19 protein-coding genes and 1 pseudogene are annotated in these 18,398 nt (G+C 31.6%); 10 read left to right on the top strand and 10 right to left on the bottom strand.

All coding sequences use genetic code 11. The features are described from left to right. Window position 1 precedes the first annotated feature (1 nt). Window positions 2–421 carry a copper chaperone PCu(A)C gene (locus Q0J35_RS01190; protein ID WP_297192225.1) on the bottom strand — a complete coding sequence of 140 codons (420 nt, stop codon included), beginning with the start codon at window positions 419–421 and terminating at the stop codon, window positions 2–4. A 98-nt stretch (window positions 422–519) separates the two neighbouring features. Between Q0J35_RS01190 and Q0J35_RS01195 the strand changes: the two genes are divergently transcribed. From Q0J35_RS01195 to Q0J35_RS01240, 10 genes and pseudogenes are all read left to right on the top strand, one after another. Continuing rightward, window positions 520–1,503: a murein L,D-transpeptidase family protein gene (locus Q0J35_RS01195; RefSeq protein ID WP_297192227.1), complete on the top strand. Its 984-nt coding sequence runs from the start codon at window positions 520–522 to the stop codon at window positions 1,501–1,503. Further along, on the top strand, window positions 1,503–2,501 hold the full coding sequence (locus tag Q0J35_RS01200) for an alanine racemase (protein WP_297192229.1): 999 nt from the start codon (window positions 1,503–1,505) through the stop codon (window positions 2,499–2,501). Before Q0J35_RS01195 ends, Q0J35_RS01200 begins: the two co-directional genes overlap by 1 nt. A 1-nt stretch (window position 2,502) precedes the next feature. Beyond that, window positions 2,503–2,901: a hypothetical protein gene (locus Q0J35_RS01205; protein WP_297192231.1), complete on the top strand. Its 399-nt coding sequence runs from the start codon at window positions 2,503–2,505 to the stop codon at window positions 2,899–2,901. 79 nt (window positions 2,902–2,980) lie between these two features. After that, complete coding sequence (locus tag Q0J35_RS01210; RefSeq protein ID WP_297192233.1) at window positions 2,981–3,763, top strand: ABC transporter permease; 783 nt, start codon at window positions 2,981–2,983, stop codon at window positions 3,761–3,763. Beyond that, window positions 3,760–4,458, top strand: a complete 699-nt coding sequence (locus tag Q0J35_RS01215; protein WP_297192235.1) for an ABC transporter ATP-binding protein — start codon at window positions 3,760–3,762, stop codon at window positions 4,456–4,458. The genes Q0J35_RS01210 and Q0J35_RS01215 overlap by 4 nt, the downstream gene beginning before the upstream one ends. 86 nt (window positions 4,459–4,544) lie before the next feature. Further along, entirely contained in the window at window positions 4,545–5,663 is a 1,119-nt protein-coding gene (locus Q0J35_RS01220; protein ID WP_297192820.1) for a capsule biosynthesis protein, read from the top strand. Between the two features lie 2 nt (window positions 5,664–5,665). Continuing rightward, window positions 5,666–7,345, top strand: coding sequence for a polysaccharide biosynthesis/export family protein (locus Q0J35_RS01225; protein ID WP_297192821.1), 1,680 nt, complete (start codon window positions 5,666–5,668; stop codon window positions 7,343–7,345). A 9-nt stretch (window positions 7,346–7,354) separates the two neighbouring features. Next, window positions 7,355–8,305, top strand: a complete 951-nt coding sequence (locus tag Q0J35_RS01230; RefSeq protein ID WP_297192237.1) for a KpsF/GutQ family sugar-phosphate isomerase — start codon at window positions 7,355–7,357, stop codon at window positions 8,303–8,305. 9 nt (window positions 8,306–8,314) lie between these two features. Continuing rightward, the gene (locus Q0J35_RS01235) at window positions 8,315–8,983 is read left to right on the top strand and encodes a TenA family protein (protein WP_297192239.1); all 669 of its coding nucleotides are present in this window, start codon (window positions 8,315–8,317) and stop codon (window positions 8,981–8,983) included. Between the two features lie 125 nt (window positions 8,984–9,108). Then, window positions 9,109–10,490, top strand: a pseudogene (locus Q0J35_RS01240) (alanine/glycine:cation symporter family protein). Window positions 10,491–10,510: 20 nt separating this feature from the next. Here Q0J35_RS01240 and Q0J35_RS01245 read toward each other — a convergent pair. From Q0J35_RS01245 to Q0J35_RS01285, 9 genes are all read right to left on the bottom strand, one after another. Beyond that, entirely contained in the window at window positions 10,511–11,245 is a 735-nt protein-coding gene (locus Q0J35_RS01245) for a hypothetical protein (RefSeq protein WP_297192242.1), read from the bottom strand. Window positions 11,246–11,396: 151 nt separating this feature from the next. After that, window positions 11,397–12,245, bottom strand: coding sequence for a hypothetical protein (locus Q0J35_RS01250; protein ID WP_297192244.1), 849 nt, complete (start codon window positions 12,243–12,245; stop codon window positions 11,397–11,399). Window positions 12,246–12,254: 9 nt separating this feature from the next. Continuing rightward, complete coding sequence (locus tag Q0J35_RS01255) at window positions 12,255–12,845, bottom strand: DUF4879 domain-containing protein (protein WP_297192246.1); 591 nt, start codon at window positions 12,843–12,845, stop codon at window positions 12,255–12,257. A gap of 75 nt (window positions 12,846–12,920) precedes the next feature. After that, window positions 12,921–13,667, bottom strand: a complete 747-nt coding sequence (locus Q0J35_RS01260) for a hypothetical protein (protein WP_297192248.1) — start codon at window positions 13,665–13,667, stop codon at window positions 12,921–12,923. A gap of 114 nt (window positions 13,668–13,781) precedes the next feature. After that, on the bottom strand, window positions 13,782–14,993 hold the full coding sequence (gene ilvA, locus Q0J35_RS01265) for a threonine ammonia-lyase (protein WP_273403980.1): 1,212 nt from the start codon (window positions 14,991–14,993) through the stop codon (window positions 13,782–13,784). Then, entirely contained in the window at window positions 14,990–15,361 is a 372-nt protein-coding gene (locus Q0J35_RS01270; protein ID WP_297192822.1) for a CoA-binding protein, read from the bottom strand. Before Q0J35_RS01270 ends, ilvA begins: the two co-directional genes overlap by 4 nt. A 13-nt stretch (window positions 15,362–15,374) precedes the next feature. After that, on the bottom strand, window positions 15,375–16,433 hold the full coding sequence (gene trmA, locus Q0J35_RS01275; protein WP_297192251.1) for a tRNA (uridine(54)-C5)-methyltransferase TrmA: 1,059 nt from the start codon (window positions 16,431–16,433) through the stop codon (window positions 15,375–15,377). After that, entirely contained in the window at window positions 16,430–17,176 is a 747-nt protein-coding gene (locus tag Q0J35_RS01280; RefSeq protein ID WP_297192253.1) for an SDR family NAD(P)-dependent oxidoreductase, read from the bottom strand. The genes trmA and Q0J35_RS01280 overlap by 4 nt, the downstream gene beginning before the upstream one ends. Then, complete coding sequence (locus Q0J35_RS01285; protein WP_297192255.1) at window positions 17,173–18,387, bottom strand: ankyrin repeat domain-containing protein; 1,215 nt, start codon at window positions 18,385–18,387, stop codon at window positions 17,173–17,175. The genes Q0J35_RS01280 and Q0J35_RS01285 overlap by 4 nt, the downstream gene beginning before the upstream one ends. Window positions 18,388–18,398: the final 11 nt, after the last annotated feature.

The following is an 18,398-nucleotide window of genomic DNA, read 5'->3' on the forward strand; positions in this document are numbered from 1 at the left end:
TTTATCTGCTTTTTATGGCTATGTTTCTTACCGTAACTATACTTTTATTATCAAAAGCTAATTGTAGCTGTATCTTAGTGCTTTTTGTAATGGGTCTTTTTAAATTTAATAGCATTATATGCTCGTGCTTTGGCTTTAATTCAAGGCTTGATTTTGCTTTTATAGTCATTTTATCTACTTTTACCATACGTATCACACCGTTTTCATCGCTGTGTGTATGCAATTCTACATTGTCACTTATGTTGCTACTGGCTTTTATCAAATTTATATCTTTATCCCCCACATTTTCTATTTTTAGAAAAACAGCTCCATGTTTTGAATTTGTAGGGCTTTCAAAGGCAAAAGCATCGCTAATTCTTATATCATTTGCAAGAAGAAAAGAGGATAAAAGCCCAAGTATAAACACAGTTTTTTTTATCATAATAAATTCCTTTTATTTTTAAATTTTATTAAAAAATCTTTGGTATAATAGCAGTTTTTATTTTAGCTTTTTTGCGTTAATGTAGAGGTAAATTTTTTATGTTTAAAAAAATATTTTTTTTATTTTTGTTAAGTTTTGGCACTTCGATTTTTGCTTCTGATCTTGCTAGAATTTATCTTAACGAGGGTTTAGAGGCTGTTGGAAGAGAGCTTGAAAAAGAGCTTGCTAACAAGAACTTTTGGCTTACAGAGCTAGAAGGCAAGGATCTTTCCTTGGGATATTACAGTGAAAGAACTGCTATCGTGCTTACAAACAAGACTGATAAAACACTTAAGGTATTCTTGTATAACAATGGCAGTTTGAATCAAGTTTTCGAGCAAAGTAATGTTTTAACAGGTCTTATGGGGGATAAGCAAAAAGAGGGCGATTTGATAACTCCTGTGGGTTTTTATGATTTAGGGGCTAAATTTGATCCTAAAAATACATATTATGGTCCTTTTGCATTCGCTACAGATTATCCTAATCTACTAGATAGGGTAAATGACAAAACAGGTGGTGGAATTTGGATACACGGATATCCAATGGATGGGACTAGATTAGATGAATACAAAACTAGAGGCTGTATAGCTTTGCATAATCATATTTTGGTAGATTTTTCAAAGATTATAGATAAAGAAAAAAACGTGTATGCTATGACAGAGAACAAAGAAGCTTTTAGGACAAATAAGGAAGATATAGCAAGCATTATGGCTTCTTTATTTGCTTGGAAAGACAGCTGGACTGTTAGCGATATAGATAGGTATTTAAGTTTTTATGATGAGAAAGATTTTAAAAGATTTGATAAGAGCGGTTTTAAAGAATTTGCCAATATGAAGAGGATTATTTTTTCAAGAAATGAAGATAAGACAATAAAATTTTCTAATATAAATATAAGTCCTTATCCAAATTTAGCTAATCAAAAAATGTTTAGAATAACTTTTTATCAAGATTATCAAGCCACAAATCACCGCTTTAGAGGAAATAAGCTTCTTTATGTAAAGCTTGATGAAAATGGAAAAATGAAAATAATTGCAGAAAGATAATGGCTATAATTAAGCTTAAAAAGAAAGCTTACGAGCATAATTTAAAACTAATAGCCTCAAAAGCTGGAGGTTTTGATAAAATAATCTGTGTTTTTAAGGACAATGCTTACGGACACGGAGATAAAATTTTAGCACCGATTGCTAAGGAATTGGGAGTAAATTTTGTAGCTTTTAAAAATGAAAAAGAGGCTCAAAATTTTAAAAATTTATTTGATAATATACTTATCTTATCGCATATACCAAATGGCGATGAAAAAAATGATTTCATATATGCTTTAAATTCAAAAGAGCATTTACATAGATATAAAAAGGGAACAAAGCTTCATATTGCCATAGATACAGGTATGCATAGGAATGGAATTTCATTAGATGATATGATCTTTGTATTTGATGAGGCAAAAAAAAGAGGGCTTAACATACTTGGAATTTTCACGCATTTTGCCTGCTCTGATGAATACGATCCTTCTTTTTTTGTTCAAAGACAAAATTTTAAAAAAGCTAAAGATCTTGCAAAGAAATTAAGTCAAAATAAATTATGCTTTCATTCGCACAATTCTTCTGCATTATTTAGATGTTTTAAGCTTGATGATGATGAGCTTTGTAGAGTAGGCATTGTGCAGTTTGGATACTGTGAGTTTGAAAAATCTTTACAAAAAGTTTTAAGTCTTTATGCAAACAAACTTAGTCATAGAATTCTAAGAAAAAACGAAGCTTTAGGATATGGTTTAAGTTTTGCTGCAAATGATGATATTAGTATAGCTACTTATGATGTAGGTTATGCTGATGGTTTATTTAGATACGATGGCAAAGGAGTTTTAGCCTTAGCAAATAAAAAGCCTATATTAGGAAAAATGTCTATGGATAGTTTTTCTTGCGAGGATATGGGAGATGAAATTTGCGTATTTGATGATGTTAGCCCTTGGGCTAAATTTTTTAACACGATAGAATACGAGATTTTAGTAAAATTAAATTCTAATATACCAAGAATTTTGGAGTGATATGCTAGATGAACGTATCTTAAAGTATATCAAAAAAAATAAACTTTTATCTTGGGCTATGCAAGATGAGGAAGGCGTTTATATAGCAAATGCTTTTTATGCTTTTGATGAGAGTTCTTTGAGCTTTATTATAGCTTCTCATACATATACAAAGCATATAAAATTAGCCTTTGCAAATCCAAACATAGCTTTAAATATAGCAAAACTTGACAAAATAGCATTTTTAAAAGGACTTCAAATAAAGGCTTTGTTCGCTGTAGCTACAAAAGAACAAGAAAATATATATTATAAAAGATTTGCTTTTGCTAGGTTTTCAGATGCAAATATATTCTCTCTTAAAATAAAATACCTAAAATTTAGCGATAATGCTCTAAACAAAAAAATAGAATTAACATTTTAATTTAAATTTAAACTATACTTTGCCTTTAATTAAGCTTTTTAGGTTAATATTTTAGATTAAATATTTTTAAGAGGAAATTATGGTAAATGTCATTTATGCTCTTTTTTTTAGGGAGTTAAAGACTAGATTTGGTAAAAATAGACGTATTGGCTATGCTTTGGTCATAGCTGAACCTATGATACAAGTTGTTGTGATAACAAGTATTATAACGGCTATTAGAGAATATTCTCATCATATGATAATGCCGCAAGACGTTTCTATTTTTATGTTTTTAGCTGTAGGCATAATTCCTTTTTTTATGTTTAGAAATATCCTTTCGCAGCTTATGGGTGGAATACAAGCAAATTTAGGTCTTTTTGCATATAAGCCTGTAAAACCTATACATGTTTTTATAACAAGAACTCTACTTGAATCTTTTATATTCTTTTTCATTATTCTTATAGTCTTATTTTTGGCACAGTGGCTATTTGGCATATATGCTATACCAAATAATTTCTTAGAAGTGTATTTGTGTTTTGTTTTATTGGCAGTGAGTGGTTTTAGTATAGGTCTTTGTCTTACGATATTAAATCATTTGGTTGAGCCTAGTAGAAAAATTTTACCATACACTGGAATTTTGCTTTATTTGGCTTCTGCTATTGTATATCCTATATGGATAGTGCCTGATAATTTGCTTAATATCTTACTTTATAATCCTATGATACATATAACAGAAACCTTAAAAATTAATTATTTTGAAAACTATCCTGTAACAGAGGGGATAGACATTTCTTATCCTATATTATTTAACCTTATGCTTTTGTTTGTAGGGCTTTGGTTTTATTACTACAAAAGACAAGCTTTGGCGGCGGATCCGTTATGATAAAGCTTGATAATATAACTAAATTCTATACATTAAGCTCTGGCAAGAGGCATTATATATTTAAGGATTTTACTTTTGAATTTCCTGAAAATTGTAGTATAGGTCTTATGGGAAAAAACGGTGCTGGCAAATCAACCCTTATGCGTCTTTTAAGTGGTGCTGAAGTCCCAAATAAAGGCAGAATTATTACAAATAAAAGGATTTCTTGGCCTCTTGGACTTGCTGGAGGTTTTCAAAATTCCCTAACAGCAAGGGATAATGTAGCTTTTGTGGCTAGAGTTTATGGATACAAGGGTAGGGCATTAAAAGAAAAGATAAAATTTGTAGAGGATTTTGCAGAGATAGGCAAATTTTTTGATGAGCCTATGGGAAATTACTCTGCTGGTATGCGTTCTCGTATAGGTTTTGGACTCTCTATGGCTTTTGACTTTGATTATTATCTTATAGATGAGGCTGGTGCAGTTGGGGATCCTTCATTTATAAAAAAATCAAGAAAGCTTTACGAGCAAAGACTTGCAAATTCAAATGTTATAATGGTATCTCATATAGTCTCTGAAATAAGAAAATGGTGCGATAAAATAGTCCTTCTTCATGATGGCACAGTTGATGTTTATGATGATGTAGATGAAGGAATAGCGGCTTATCAAGGTAAGCTAGAATTAAAAAATGCCAACAGTATAGGGGTTGCTAAATGAATGGCAAAAATGTCCTAAAAAAGATAGACAAAGAAAAAATCATAGCTAAATTTAAATCTCTTAAAGATACTAGGACATTTAAAACTATAAACAAGAAAAATTTTTGGCAAAGCTTAAGAGATATATTAGCTCTTAATACATACAAATCTGTAATTTTATTAATGTTTTTTGTGCTTTTTTACTATGCTTTCATTGCCGCTGATAGATATGTAAGTGAAAGCTATATAAGTGTCCGTTCATCATCCAGTCAAGATTCAAGCTCCTCTTTAGGAGGTCTTGGTGCTTTGATAAGCCCTGGAACTGTAAATTCTAATGAGGATTTGCTTTATTTAAAAACCTACATAACATCTTTAGATATGCTTAAAATTTTAGATGAGAGGATAGGCATAAGAAAATTATATGAAGAACAAAAGCTTGATTTGTTTTTTAGATTATACGAAGATGATAGTCAAGAGAATTTTTTAAAATTTTATCAAGATAGGGTTAAGGTTATAGAAGAAACGGGCATGTTAAAGCTTGAAGTTGAAGGTTTTAGTCCAGAACAAGCCTATAAAATATCTACTGCTATCTTAGATGAAAGCGAAAAATTTGTAAATGAGGTTTCTCATAAAAGTGCTAGAGAACAGCTTAAATTTGCCGAGACAGAGCTCATAAAATACAGAGATGATTATCAAAACTCAAGAGACAAGCTTATTAAATTTCAAAACGAACACGGAGTATTTGACCCGCTTCAAGAAGCTGAACGAAGAGCTAGTTTTACTTCTCAAATGGAGGCTGATATAGCTAAAAAAGAAGCACAGCTTTTAGCTATGAGAAGCTATATAAATGATGACGCTCCACAGCTTGTTACCTTAAGAGCAGAGATAGTAGCTTTAAAAGAGCAGTTAGAAAAGGAAAAGCAAAAGGTTGTTTCTAGTTCTACGATTGGAAAATTAAATAATCTAGCATCTGATTTTCAAAAACTTAGCATAGAAGCTTCTTTTGCAGAAAAAGCATATACTACGGCTTTAACGTCTTTTGAAACTACTCGTGTAGATGCTATTAGAAAGATAAAAAATCTTGTAGTGTTGCAAAGTCCAACTTATCCACAAAGTGCTACTTATCCTAGAAAGACTTATAATATAATCACTATATTTGTTATACTAAGCTTAGCTTTTGGTGTATTAAAACTTATAAAAACTATAATAGAGGAGCATAAATACTAATGATAAAAAAGATTATCTTGCCCTTTTTATTTCCATTTTTTGTCTTTGGAGTAGATGTTTCCAATATAGCAGGAGGCACTAGCAGCACTGTTTTGTTAGAAGATGATAATTCATCAAACTACTCAAATCAAACAGGGCAAACCGTTACACAAAGCGATTCAAATTTAAGTTCAAAAATACAAGTATTTGGCTCTCATCTTTTTAGTGGAAATTTCACACAAAGCACTCAACATATATATAATCCAGATTACAAGATAGCTGTTGCAGATGTGATAAGCCTTAAAATTTGGGGTGCTGTTAATTATGAAAGCAATTTGGTAGTGGATTCTCAAGGTAATATTTTTGTTCCACAAGTCGGTGCTATAAGAGTTTTAGGGGTTAAAAATTCAGAACTCTTATCGGTCATACAAGCAAATGTATCTAAAATTTACAAAGATAATGTTTATGTTTATGCCGATATGAATGCTTATCAAAATGTTTCAGTTTTTGTAACTGGAAGCGTAAATTCTCCGGGTCTTTATAAGGGTTTAAGCTCTGATTCTGTTGTGCAATACATAGACAAAGCAGGAGGTATAAATCTTGATTACGGATCTTTTAGGTATATACAGATTTTAAGAGATAATAAGATTTTGCAAAATATAGATTTGTATGATTTTTTATTAAAAGGTCAGTTAAAATTATTAGCTTTTAGGACTGGAGATGTTATACTTGTTTCATCTCTTAAGAGTTATGTTAGTGCAAGTGGAGATGTGCAAAAGCCTTACAGATTCGAGTTGAAAGATGAAAATTTATCTTTACAGGATTTAGCTATCTTAGCTGGTGCAAAACCTATAGTTACAAATGCGATAGTAAAATCCTACTCAAACAATCACATAGAGGATATTAAGTCCTATGCAAAGAAAGATTTTGCAAATGTTATGTTAAAAAGTGCAGATGAGGTTGAATTCCGCCCCGATTATAATGCTAACAATATAAATATCCGTATAGAAGGAGAGCATAGCGGTCAGCATTTTATGGTTGTAAAAAAAGGCACAAATTTAGATGATGTTGTTCGCAGGATAGTTACAAATTCGCAGTCTGATATAAAATCGGTGCAGGTATTTAGAAAAAGTGTGGCACAAACTCAAAAAAGACTTATAGATGCACAGTTAAAAGAACTTGAAACATTAGCACTTACTGCACCATCAGTAAATTCAGAAGGTGCTGCTATAAGGGTAAATCAAGCTAAAACCATACTTGATTTTATACAAATAGCAAAGCAAGTAGAACCAAAGGGACAAATCATTATAGACAATCCAAGTGTTTATAGAACCGTTATTTTAGAAGAGGGTGATACTATAGTGGTGCCTAGCAAAAATAACTTGATAATAGTCCAAGGCGAAGTATCTCTTCCGGGATCTTTTGTGTATATGCCATCTAAAAAGCTTGATTATTATATAGACTTAGCTGGGGATTATAGTGATAGGGCTGATACATCAAAAGTTCTTGTTATAAACTCAAATGGAAAAGCTACAAAGTATAATCAAGGATTTTTCTCCATATCGCCTGAAGTAAAAGCAGGGGATAATATACTAGTATTGCCAAAGGTTGATTCTCAAGGCTTACAAATAACAAGTATGATAGTAAATATCTTATATCAAGTGGCAATAGCTACAAATGTTGTTTTAAATATAAATAGATAGGGTTTTGTTATGAAGATAAATGTTTTGAATATAGCAAAAGAAGTGTTTGAAATAGAGGCAAATAGCGTTAGAGACTTAGCATTAAATCTTGATGATAATTTCACAAAAGCCATAGAACTTATGTTTAATAGCAAGGGAAGATGCGTTATAAGCGGTATGGGAAAATCAGGTCATATAGGGGCTAAAATAGCTGCTACATTGGCAAGCACAGGCACACCAAGTTTTTTTATGCATCCAGCTGAGGCTTTGCACGGGGATTTAGGTATGCTAACTTCTTTAGATGTGCTTGTAGCTATATCAAACTCTGGAGAAAGTGATGAAATTTTAAAAATTGTTCCAGCCATAAAAAAGAGAGGCATACCTATAATAGCACTTTCATCAAATGCAAAATCAACCTTAGTAAAACAAGCAGACGCTTTTTTAAATATAGCTGTCAAAAAAGAAGCTTGTCCTTTGCAACTTGCTCCTATGTCATCAACCACTGCCACTCTTGCTATGGGTGATGCTATAGCTGCTGCTTTAATGAAGCTTAGACATTTTAAGCCAGATGATTTTGCTCTTTTTCATCCGGGCGGTTCTCTTGGCAAAAAACTTCTTACTAAGGTGCAAGATCTTATGATAAAAAGGGTGCCATCTGTTAATTTAGATACCAAATTTAATGATGTTATAAATACAATGACAAGCGGTAAATTAGGTCTTTGTCTTGTTTTTGACAAAGATAATTTAAAAGGCATTATCACAGATGGTGATTTAAGGAGAGCCTTACAAAATACAAGTAAGATAAGATTTGATTTTTTAGCAAGTGAAATAATGAGTAAAAATCCAAAAGTAATAGAAGCTGAAGCTATGGCTGTTGATGCTGAAGAGCTTATGTTAAAACACAATATAAAAGAAATTCCAGTTTCAAGCAAAGGTAAAATAGTAGGTATCATACAGCTTTATGATATAGGTAGAATTTAAGGAGATAAAATGAAACTTTTTGAAAGATTATTAAAAGATAATGAAAAAATTTGGGACGAATATCTGCATCACGACTTTGTAAATGCTTTGGAAGAAGGCACTTTGAAAGAAGAAAATTTCTTGTTTTACTTAAAGCAAGATTATATTTATCTTATAAATTATGCAAAATGTTATGCACTTTTGGCACTTAACGCTGATAATGCTAAAGAACTTCGTTTTGCGATGAAATTTCAAAATTATATTGTTGAAGGAGAGCTTGAGCTTCATAAGAGTATTTTAAAGCTAGGCATTGATGCTGATAAGCTTTGCGTAAAAGATGAAAGTATAGTAAATATAGCTTATACAAGATATATGTTAAGCGTAGGTCAAAGTGGAGATTTTTTAGATATGCTTGTAGCTCTTAGTGCTTGTGCTATAGGATACGGTTATATAGGTGCTGAAATTTATAAAAGGATAGATAAAGATAAACTAGACAATCATCCTTATAAGGATTGGATTTTAACTTATGCAGGAGATATTTTTCAAGCAGAGATAAGAGAATTTGAGGACTTTTTAAATTCTTATGAGGTAGATGATAATAAATTTAAAAAATTAAGTGAAATTTTTCACACAGTAGTTCGCTTGGAAAGAGAATTTTGGCAACACGGTCTTAGTATGAAAACTGATTTATATAAATAATTTAAATTTGTTTTAATTCATAGAAAGTTTTATTTATAAAAGGATAGGGCTATGCAAGATAATGCATTTTATATTTTTTATCTAATTTTATTTCCAATAATATAGTCCCATATACTGATGCCATAATGGTCGTTTTGCTCATCATTTGCGGTTTTTATTATACCTTTTTAACTCGTTTTGTGCAGTTTAGATTACTTGGTTCTGTTTTTTCTATCTTAAAAGAAAAAAATGAAATAGACAAAAAAGAACACATATCGCCCTTTCAAGCACTTATGATAAGCACTGCTTCAAGGGTTGGTATAGGAAATATAGCAGGGATTTCTTTTGCTCTAGCAAGCGGCGGTGCGGGAGCTTTATTTTGGATGTGGCTTATGGCTTTTTTTGGCGGGGCTTCAGCCTTTGCTGAAAGCACTCTAGCACAGGTTTATAAATCAAAAGATGGTAAAGGTTTTAGAGGAGGTCCAGCTTATTATATTAAAAAAGCTTTATGACTTGAATGGCTTGGTGCTTTTTTTGCCTTCATTCTTATCATAACCTATGCTTACGGCTTTAATGGACTTCAAAGCTATACTATGACTTCTGCTTTTAATGTTTATTATGATATGTATAATACAAGCGAACTTAGCTTTTCACAAAGCAATTATCCGCTTTATATAGGACTTATTTTAGCTATCTTTTCTTTATATATGTTTTTTCTCATCATACAAAGATAGGTAAATTTAGCTCTTTGATTGTGCCTTATATGGCTTTAGCTTATGTAATTTTAGCTGTTTATGCTGTTTTGATAAATTATGAAAAAATTCCCTCTGTTTTAAAAATGGTCTTTGAAAGCGCTTTTGATTTTAAGGCTATATTTTCAGGATTTGCAGGTTCTGTTTTGGTTATAGGTATAAAAAGAGGACTTTTCTCAAATGAAGCTGGTATGGGTTCTGCCCCAAATGCTGCTGCTTCAGCTATCACTAGCCACCCAGCAAAACAAGGCATCATACAAAGCTTTGCTGTTTTGCTTGACTTAATCATCTGCACTAGTTCAGCTTTTCTAGTGCTTTTTTCTATGGCTTATTTAGACTTAGGAAGCGATGGCAAACCACTGCTAACAGCTATGCCTTTGGTTCAAGAAGCTATGAGGGAGTATTATGGAGAATTTGGAATTCATTTTATAAGCATTGCCATTGTGCTTTTTGCGATAACTTCTTTGATAGGTAACTACTACTACGCACAGGCAAATGTAAAATACTTAACAAACTCAAAACTAGCTTTTAATCTTTTTAGGATAAGTGCTGTTTTAGCCGTGCTTATAGGCTCTTTGATAGATCTTAAATTAGCTTGGAATTTGGCGGATTTAACTATGGCTTTTATGGCTACTACAAACATTATATCCTTGCTTTTACTAGGTAAGATAGTTTCAAAGGTTTTAGAGGACTTTGAAAAACAAAGAAAAGATGGGCTTGATCCAAAATTTTGTGCTAAAAAACTCGGCATTAAAAATGCAGAGTGTTGGGACTAAAAGCAAGGTTGAACCTTGCTTTAGATATTTTGAAGCAAAAGATTTAAATTTTCACTTTTAAGCTTTTCATTTTGCTTATAAATTCTTTCTTTAATACCTAAAATTTCTACACTTGGCTCTTCTTGATTTTGTTTATCAAGATCTTTGATAAATTTAAGAACATCTTCTTCTTTTTCATAAGGCTTACTTAAGAATTCTTTTATAGCCGCACTTATATCAATACTACTTTCTTTTGTGTTAAATTCGCTAAATTTAGGCACTGTAGGTTCTTCGTTGAAAAGTTCTTTGTATATTTGTGTTAGGGCGTTTATAGTATCTTGCTTTTGCATTTCATGTTCTGCCTTGCTTTTATTGGGCGGAGTATAATCATAACGATCACTTTGAATGATTGAAATTCTATTGATAATATCTTGTTTTAAGTCATCAGTGCTTTTATAATTTTCCCTACTTTTTTCTATAGAAGGCCACACATCATTATCACCTGATCCATATTTATCAATAGCCACTTGAATAGCTGATACCATACTTAAAAACCACACACCAGTACCTCTTTCATGACCCAATTCCCCTATATATTTAAACATAAGATATTCATCTAAATCAGAACCATTTTTTATATCTTCTGCCTTAATACCACTTGTCTTAGTTTCATTTTCTAAAACAGTATCAAAGCTTTGTTCGCTTTCTTTTGTGGCTTTAGCTGAGTTTAACCCAGCTAAATTTTGTGTATATATACTTGAATTGTCTATTTTCATAGCAAATCCTTATCTTTAGCATTTGCTATTAAATTTTAAATTTAAAGCCTTAGTAAAGGCACCTAGTGCAACTGTTAGAAAAAATTTCTTTTTCATCTTTACTCCTTTAATTTTTTTTATACTCTCTTACTTATTTTTGAACCTACACCGCTTACAAACTTTGAAGCAAAACATTTAAAGAATAAGTTCTAAGACTTTCTTGTTCTTTAGTAAATCTTTCCCTTAAAGCAAGTTTTTCTATGTCAAAGCTTTCTTTTAAGTTAGTATCTTTTAACTTGATTTCTTGAATTTCACTTTTTTCCTCTTTGCCTTCTTGTTTTTCTTTATAAAGCTCTTTTATAAGCTCTATGAGCTCATCTTCTTCCTCATTTTCAAAAGGCTTATTTAGAAATTCTTTTATAGCAGCACTGATATCTATACTACTTGCACCTCCGCCTATAAGCGTTTCGTATTTAGGCACTATAGGCTCTTCATTGAAAAGCTCTTTGTATATGTCTTTTAAGAAATCTGCTCCCTCCTGCTTTCTAGCCTTAAATTCCTCATAGCTTTCTTTACTTGGAAGCCAAGCAAGACCTATATCACTTTGAAGTAAGGATATAGTGTTTATAAGCTCTTGTTTTATCTCATCAGTATTTCCATAGCTTGACGCTTCCTGCCAAAGATCAGGTCTACTGAAAAAATAGCCAAAATCTTCTTGTGAGCCATTTGGATTTTGCTGATTGATTAGAAGTATTCTAGATACAAAGGAAGCTGCAGTAATTAAAAAGTGTTTTTTAGCAGCCTCTTCATTAGCAAATGTTTGTCCTAATTTTTCTTGTTGTCTATCTCCAATATAAGTATATAAATCAGACCAATCTTTTATATCCTCTGCTTTAATGCCACTTGTCTTAATTTCATTTTCTAAAACAGTATCAAAGCTTTGTTCGCTTTCTTTTATGTCTTTAGCTGAGTTTGACCCAGCTAAATTTTGTGTATAGATACTTGCATTGTCTACTTTCATAGCAAAGCCCTACCTTATGTTTATATAAGTTTGCATAGTTGGACCAGGATTCATAGACCTTGCTGTGTATAAAAACTGTCCTCCCGGACTTTTGCCTGATAAATCCCAAGATATGAGCCAACCATCTACAATTCTATCTCCATTAAAATCTATTGGTATGTTATCTACATAATTAAGAATAAAACCGGGACCACCATAACTAGCAAAATCACTAGAAATTCCACCATATCCCTTTACAACTGTGGATACATACATGGTTGAACCACCGTGATTTCTGTTTGTTTGAGTTTGTCCTGGGGCTATTAACTCTTCTCCGCCTTTTTCAGAAGCTACAAGCCAAATACCAACACCACTTACAGGCGGGGCAGGAGCTCTAGGATTTTGCTTATCCTTTTCAAAGAGTTCTTTTATCTGTGTCAAGCTTTTATCATACTTCCCGTTTAAAAAACCTTCTTTTAAAGGTGAATCAGGATTTACATACATATCCAGCCCAGCTCTACTTATTTTTTCCTTACCCTCAGTAGGGTCTACATCCTTAGCATTAAGAAATACTAAACACAAGGCACCTAGTGCAACTGTTAGAAAAAATTTCTTTTTCATTTTGTCTCCTTTTGGATAAAATATTTTCTAACCTTCCTTACTGTTGCATAAAATTACAAGCAAAAAATATTCCATTTATATCTTTTCAAGTAAGCTAGCTAATGCCTCAGTATCTAGTCTTTCATAACTATTTATCATCTCTTTTATCTCTTGTATTTGAGTGTGAGTTAGACTGCTTTCGCCATTCATAAATTCAAAAGGATTTAGGGAGGACTTAGATTTTTCAAGAGATTTTAGAAAAGAATCATCTCTTAAGCCACTTATATCAAGCCTTGACAAATCGTGTGAAAATTTAGGCACTACAGCTTCAACACCAAACATTTCCTTATAAACAGCCTTTAAGACATTTGCGCCGTCTTGCTTTTGAGCTCTGTATTGTTCATTACTTAGGGGGATTTCTCCTCTTATCCTCCTGCCTAATAAAACCTCATCGCTTTGTAAAAGAGAGGCTGTTTCTATGATAAGCTCTCCTAATTCTTCTTTGCTTTTATCTTTCATGATGTTTATACGTTCTTCTTCAGCATATTGTAAAAAACGTTCAGTATCAATTCTACCAGCCCTCTCATAAGCTTTTACAAGGTCTAAAACGCCTATAGCAGAGCCTATAGCCATATTTATACTACTTTTTTCATAGCTACTTATATCTAAATTTGAGACTATATATGCTGTGTAAGATTCTAAAGTGAGGGCATTTTTTACCTCACTTACATCTTTTATCTGTTTGTCTAAAACAGATTGAAAGCCTCTTTCATCATATAGCTCTTTTTTAGGACTTGTTTTTATGCTCTCTCCAGAGTAAAAATTTATATTTTTTACTTGCATATTAAACTCACTGTATATAATTTAAGATTTACAAGCAAAAAATATTCCATTTAAGCACTAAATTTCTAAGGCTTTTTGCCTTAGTTTTTGTAAATGTAGTAAGATGGTTTGAGTTTATAGAATTTCGCTAAATTTATAAGCTTTTTCTTTAAGAATTTTTCTAAGTTCTTCTTGGTGTTCAAAGCCCTTTGTTTCAAGGGTTATGCTTATCATTGCATCTCCATAGTCAAGCTTTGTAGAAAATCTATCGTAATCTATCTTTACAATGTTAGCATTAGCTTTTTTTAAGCTATCTGTTAAGTCTAGCAAAGCTCCGGGTTTGTCTATAAGCGTAACCATTATTTGCATTTTTCTGTGAGCTTTGAAAAGCCCTTTTTCTATAATTATATTTAGCATTTGCACATCTATATTTCCGCCACTTAAAATGGCTGCTATCTTTGAATCTTTTTTAAATTTCATCTTTTTATGCAACAGTGCTGCTACAGAGGCAGCTCCTGCACCCTCAACGATTATTTTATGTTTTTCCAGCAAAAACAATACAGCTTCTGCTATTTCCTCATCATCTACTTGGACGAAATCATCAACGCATTCTAATATAATATCAAGATTTTTAGCATTCACGTCTCTAACAGCTATACCGTCGGCTATCGTGCGGACAGACTTTGAATTTTTAATCTTTTTGTTTTTATAGCTTTCATACATTGCAGGAGCACCTTTTGCACTTACTCCCACTATCTTAATATCCGGATTTATCTGTTTTGCAGCACTTGCTACACCGCTTATAAGCCCTCCGCCTCCAACTGGAACAAGCACAGCATCTAGGTCATTTATATCATCTAGCATTTCAAGCATAACAGTGCCTTGTCCGGCTATAACCAAATCATCTTCAAAAGGGTGTATAAAGCTCATATTATTTTTTTTTGCATATTTTATCGCAAAATCATAAGACTCATCAAAATTATCTCCCTTTAATATCACTTCAGCACCTAAATTCTTAGTAGCACTTACCTTTAAAAGAGGAGTTGATTCAGGCATTACTATAGTGCTTTTTATGCCAAAATTTTTAGCACTTATGGCAACTCCTTGTGCGTGATTGCCCGCACTTGCTGCTATGACCCCATTTTTCTTTTGGCTTTCGCTTAAATTTGCTATTTTATTATACGCACCTCGTATCTTATACGCACCGGTTCTTTGCAAATTTTCATTTTTAAGGTAGATTTTTGCATTGCAAATATCACTTAAAAAATGAGAATGCGAAAGAGGAGTTTTAAGAGCAAAATCAGCTATTTTTTGTTTTGCTTGGTAGATTTTATTTAATTCTATCATTTTAAAGCCTTTAGTTCTTGCATTATACATTTATCTTGCACGAAAGCTATGTTGTTTTCAAGGCATTTTGCCTTAACAGCTTCGTTTTTTATGCCAAGTTGTAGCCATAGTTTTTTGATACCTTTTTTTAAAAGACTTGGGAAAATTTCATTGGCAAATTCTCCTTTTCTAAACATTACAACCAGATCCACCTTTTCATCTATCTCATCTATAGTTCTAAAAACTTTCTCTTTTAATATAATATCCTCTTTTGGGTATATAGGTATAATTTTAAAGCCTTCATTTTGCAAGTATTTAGCGACCATATTTGAGGCTTTGTTTTCATCGGGACTTAAGCCTATTATGGCTATGTTTTTAACATTTTTCATAAAATTTTTCACTTTAAAAACCTTTCTTTTTAAGTATTGCTATACATTCTATGTGTTCTGTATTTGCAAATTGATCAAAAATAGCTAATTTTTTAAGCTCGTGAGTGTCTATGTCTTTTATATTATCTTTCAAGCTTTTTGGATTGCAAGATACGTATATTATATTTTCATATTTTTTTACAAGATTTACCACATCTTTACTAAGCCCAGCTCTTGGAGGATCTACTAAGATATGAGAAAAAGAAAAATCATCTAAATTTACATTTTTTAACCTAAAAAAGCTTCTTTCTTTATTTATAGCCTTGTTAAGTTCTTCGCTTGATAGTCTTGCAAAATTTATGTTTTTTGTATTGTTTAATTTGCAATTTTCAAGAGCAAATTCTATATTTTTTTTAGATACTTCTGTGGCTAAGATATTATCAAACACAAAGGAAAGCGGTATGGTAAAATTCCCATATCCACAGTAAAGCTCTAGTAAGTCTTTTTTGTCTTGCGTTTTTAGCTCTGTTAAAATCCATTCTATCATTTTTTCATTTATAAAGGTGTTTGCTTGTATGAAGCATTCATTGCTGTAAAGGTAGTAGTATTTTTTTTCAAATATATCTAATTCTTGTTTTAAAATTTCACCATTAAATACAAGCTTCTTTCCTTTACTTCTTGCTATTATTTTTAGCTTAAGTTCTAAACTAAAATTTTCAAGTTCTTTTTTTATAAGGTCTATATTTTTGTGATAGAGTAGGGTAACGCTTATATCAAATTTCGTGCTTAGAAATTCTATAGCAAAAAGTTTTTCCTTTAATTTTTTGTTTGAGTTTAGAGCGTTTAATACAGTAGGCATAGCCGTTTTAATCTTATCATTTGCTATCTCAAAATCTTTTATGATATATTTTTTCTTTCCGTCAAACATAGCATAAAATATATCATCATCTTTATGGAATATAGCAAATTCAGCCTTATTTCTGTAAGATTTTGTTGGGGAAGAAAAGCTTTGAATTTGTATTTCTTTAAAATCCTCAAAAAGTTTTTTTATATATGCTATCTTTTCATTTAAAGTTTTCAAGCACAGACTCATACTTTTTCTATATGAAAACCAGCCCAAGTTTGAGTAACAGGCATCAATTCTATTTCATTTATGTTTATGTGTTCTGGCAAATTTAAAATACTTAATATAACCTTTGCTATATCTTCAGCACTTATAAATTTAGTATCTTCATATAGGCTATCAGCTTTTTTCTTGTCACCTTTAAATCTAACTTCACTGAATTCAGTTTTGCAAAGCCCAGGTGCTACTGTGGTAACTTTTATATTGCTTCCTCTTAAGTCGTTTCTAAGAGCTAGAGAAAATTGCGAAACAAAAGCTTTTGTTCCACAATAAACATTGCCCCCAAAGTAAGGATTTCTAGCTGCAACCGAGCTTATATTAAATATATTAGCACTTGTTTGCTTTCTAAGTAAAGGTATAACAGCTTTTGCTATATACAAAAACCCTTTTATGTTTGTATCTACCATTGTATTAATGTCATCTAAACTCATCTTATCAAATTCTTCTTGTCCCAGGGCTAATCCAGCATTATTTATAAGCACTGAAATGTCTTTAAATTCGTTTGGAAGAGTAGATATTTTTTCAAAAACAGCTTTTTCATCTCTTACGTCTAGCTCTAGGCAGTGAAATTTGCCTTTAAACTCTTTTTCTAGTTCTTCTAATCTTTCTTTTCTTCTAGCTATGGCTACAATTTTAAAATTCTCATTTGCTAAAGCCCTGGCACACGCCCTGCCAAAGCCTGAGCTAACGCCAGTAATTAGTGCAGTTTTCATTCTAAAGAGCCTCCATAATATAAATTTTCATTTGCCTTAAGTCCAAGAGATTGTAAATATTTTGCATTATCCATTTTTTTTGCACTTAAGGCAAAATCGAGTGCATTAAATCCAAGATCATCTACATCGTGTAAATTTGCACCGCTTTCTATAAGAAGTTTCAACATATCAACATCAGCATAAGAAGCTGCGTGCATCAAAACATTTTTAGATGTATGTTCTAAAGCACAAAAGGTTATATAGTATGGTGTATTTCCACCTAAATTGTTTATGATAGCTAATTTTTCATTATTAGAGATATATCTAGCATTGACATTGGCTTTATTGTCTATTAGTAGCTTTGCTATATCTTTTTGATTTGCTTCTACCGCATAGAACAATGCGGTTTTTCCAAAAGAATTTGCATAATTTACATTTGCATTGTTTTTAAGTAGAAAATCTACATTGCTATAACTTTCAAGAGCGTAAAACAAGGCACTTTCATATCCTTCGTTTATATTTAATCCTAAATCTATAAATACCTTTATAACAGAATTTGATTTTTTAGCTAGTAAAGCTACTTGCAACGCTTGTATTAATTCTGCTTTGTTTGGTTGTTTTGTGTATATATAAGCTTTTATTTGATTTGCGTCATTTCTTTGATCAAGAATAAATAATGAAAATTCGTCTAAATCTTTAAAAATTTTTGTTTCCCCAACAGCCCAATACAAAAATTCGTTAGCCGCAGCTATAGAAAACAATTCACTTTCTTTTGCATTTATACCATTTTTGATTGCATACTTTCTAAGAGGATCTAAAATTTTGCCATACTCATTCCAAAAATTCATATAAAGTCTGTAATTTCCTATACTTTGATATGCCCAATATCTAAAATATTTTTTTAAAATTTCATCTCTTTTTGTATCTGTTTGCTTTGTATAATTCTTTGGTTCTAGCATTAAAAGAGCTAGTTTGACTTGAAATTGTCTTAATTTGTCTATATATGAAAGTCCAGCACAAGCTAGGTTTGAGCCGCGTATTTTGTTTGTTATCTCATATATTTTTTTTGAAAAATCCTGATTTTGCAAAGATAAAGAACAATTTTCTATTGCTCTTGCTAATTCCTCTTTATTAGTGTTTGTGTCTAAGCTGTGCTCTTTTATATAAGCACAGCTTGAGTTGTTTGCTATAGACAAGGCTAAAGCAAAGCAAAGTAGTATTAAGGCTTTCAATTAAAATCCTT

The sequence above is a fragment of the uncultured Campylobacter sp. genome, from assembly GCF_944323605.1.
Taxonomy (GTDB): domain Bacteria; phylum Campylobacterota; class Campylobacteria; order Campylobacterales; family Campylobacteraceae; genus Campylobacter_D.

Excerpts from the sequence above, each read along its gene's own strand:
- Q0J35_RS01190 (WP_297192225.1), bottom strand. The coding sequence starts at position 421 with ATGATAAAAAAAACTGTGTTTATACTTGGGCTTTTATCCTCTTTTCTT.
- Q0J35_RS01195 (WP_297192227.1), top strand. The coding sequence starts at position 520 with ATGTTTAAAAAAATATTTTTTTTATTTTTGTTAAGTTTTGGCACTTCG.
- Q0J35_RS01200 (WP_297192229.1), top strand. The coding sequence starts at position 1,503 with ATGGCTATAATTAAGCTTAAAAAGAAAGCTTACGAGCATAATTTAAAA.
- Q0J35_RS01205 (WP_297192231.1), top strand. The coding sequence starts at position 2,503 with ATGCTAGATGAACGTATCTTAAAGTATATCAAAAAAAATAAACTTTTA.
- Q0J35_RS01210 (WP_297192233.1), top strand. The coding sequence starts at position 2,981 with ATGGTAAATGTCATTTATGCTCTTTTTTTTAGGGAGTTAAAGACTAGA.
- Q0J35_RS01215 (WP_297192235.1), top strand. The coding sequence starts at position 3,760 with ATGATAAAGCTTGATAATATAACTAAATTCTATACATTAAGCTCTGGC.
- Q0J35_RS01230 (WP_297192237.1), top strand. The coding sequence starts at position 7,355 with ATGAAGATAAATGTTTTGAATATAGCAAAAGAAGTGTTTGAAATAGAG.
- Q0J35_RS01235 (WP_297192239.1), top strand. The coding sequence starts at position 8,315 with ATGAAACTTTTTGAAAGATTATTAAAAGATAATGAAAAAATTTGGGAC.
- Q0J35_RS01245 (WP_297192242.1), bottom strand. The coding sequence starts at position 11,245 with ATGAAAATAGACAATTCAAGTATATATACACAAAATTTAGCTGGGTTA.
- Q0J35_RS01250 (WP_297192244.1), bottom strand. The coding sequence starts at position 12,245 with ATGAAAGTAGACAATGCAAGTATCTATACACAAAATTTAGCTGGGTCA.
- Q0J35_RS01255 (WP_297192246.1), bottom strand. The coding sequence starts at position 12,845 with ATGAAAAAGAAATTTTTTCTAACAGTTGCACTAGGTGCCTTGTGTTTA.
- Q0J35_RS01260 (WP_297192248.1), bottom strand. The coding sequence starts at position 13,667 with ATGCAAGTAAAAAATATAAATTTTTACTCTGGAGAGAGCATAAAAACA.
- ilvA (WP_273403980.1), bottom strand. The coding sequence starts at position 14,993 with ATGATAGAATTAAATAAAATCTACCAAGCAAAACAAAAAATAGCTGAT.
- Q0J35_RS01270 (WP_297192822.1), bottom strand. The coding sequence starts at position 15,361 with ATGAAAAATGTTAAAAACATAGCCATAATAGGCTTAAGTCCCGATGAA.
- trmA (WP_297192251.1), bottom strand. The coding sequence starts at position 16,433 with ATGAGTCTGTGCTTGAAAACTTTAAATGAAAAGATAGCATATATAAAA.
- Q0J35_RS01280 (WP_297192253.1), bottom strand. The coding sequence starts at position 17,176 with ATGAAAACTGCACTAATTACTGGCGTTAGCTCAGGCTTTGGCAGGGCG.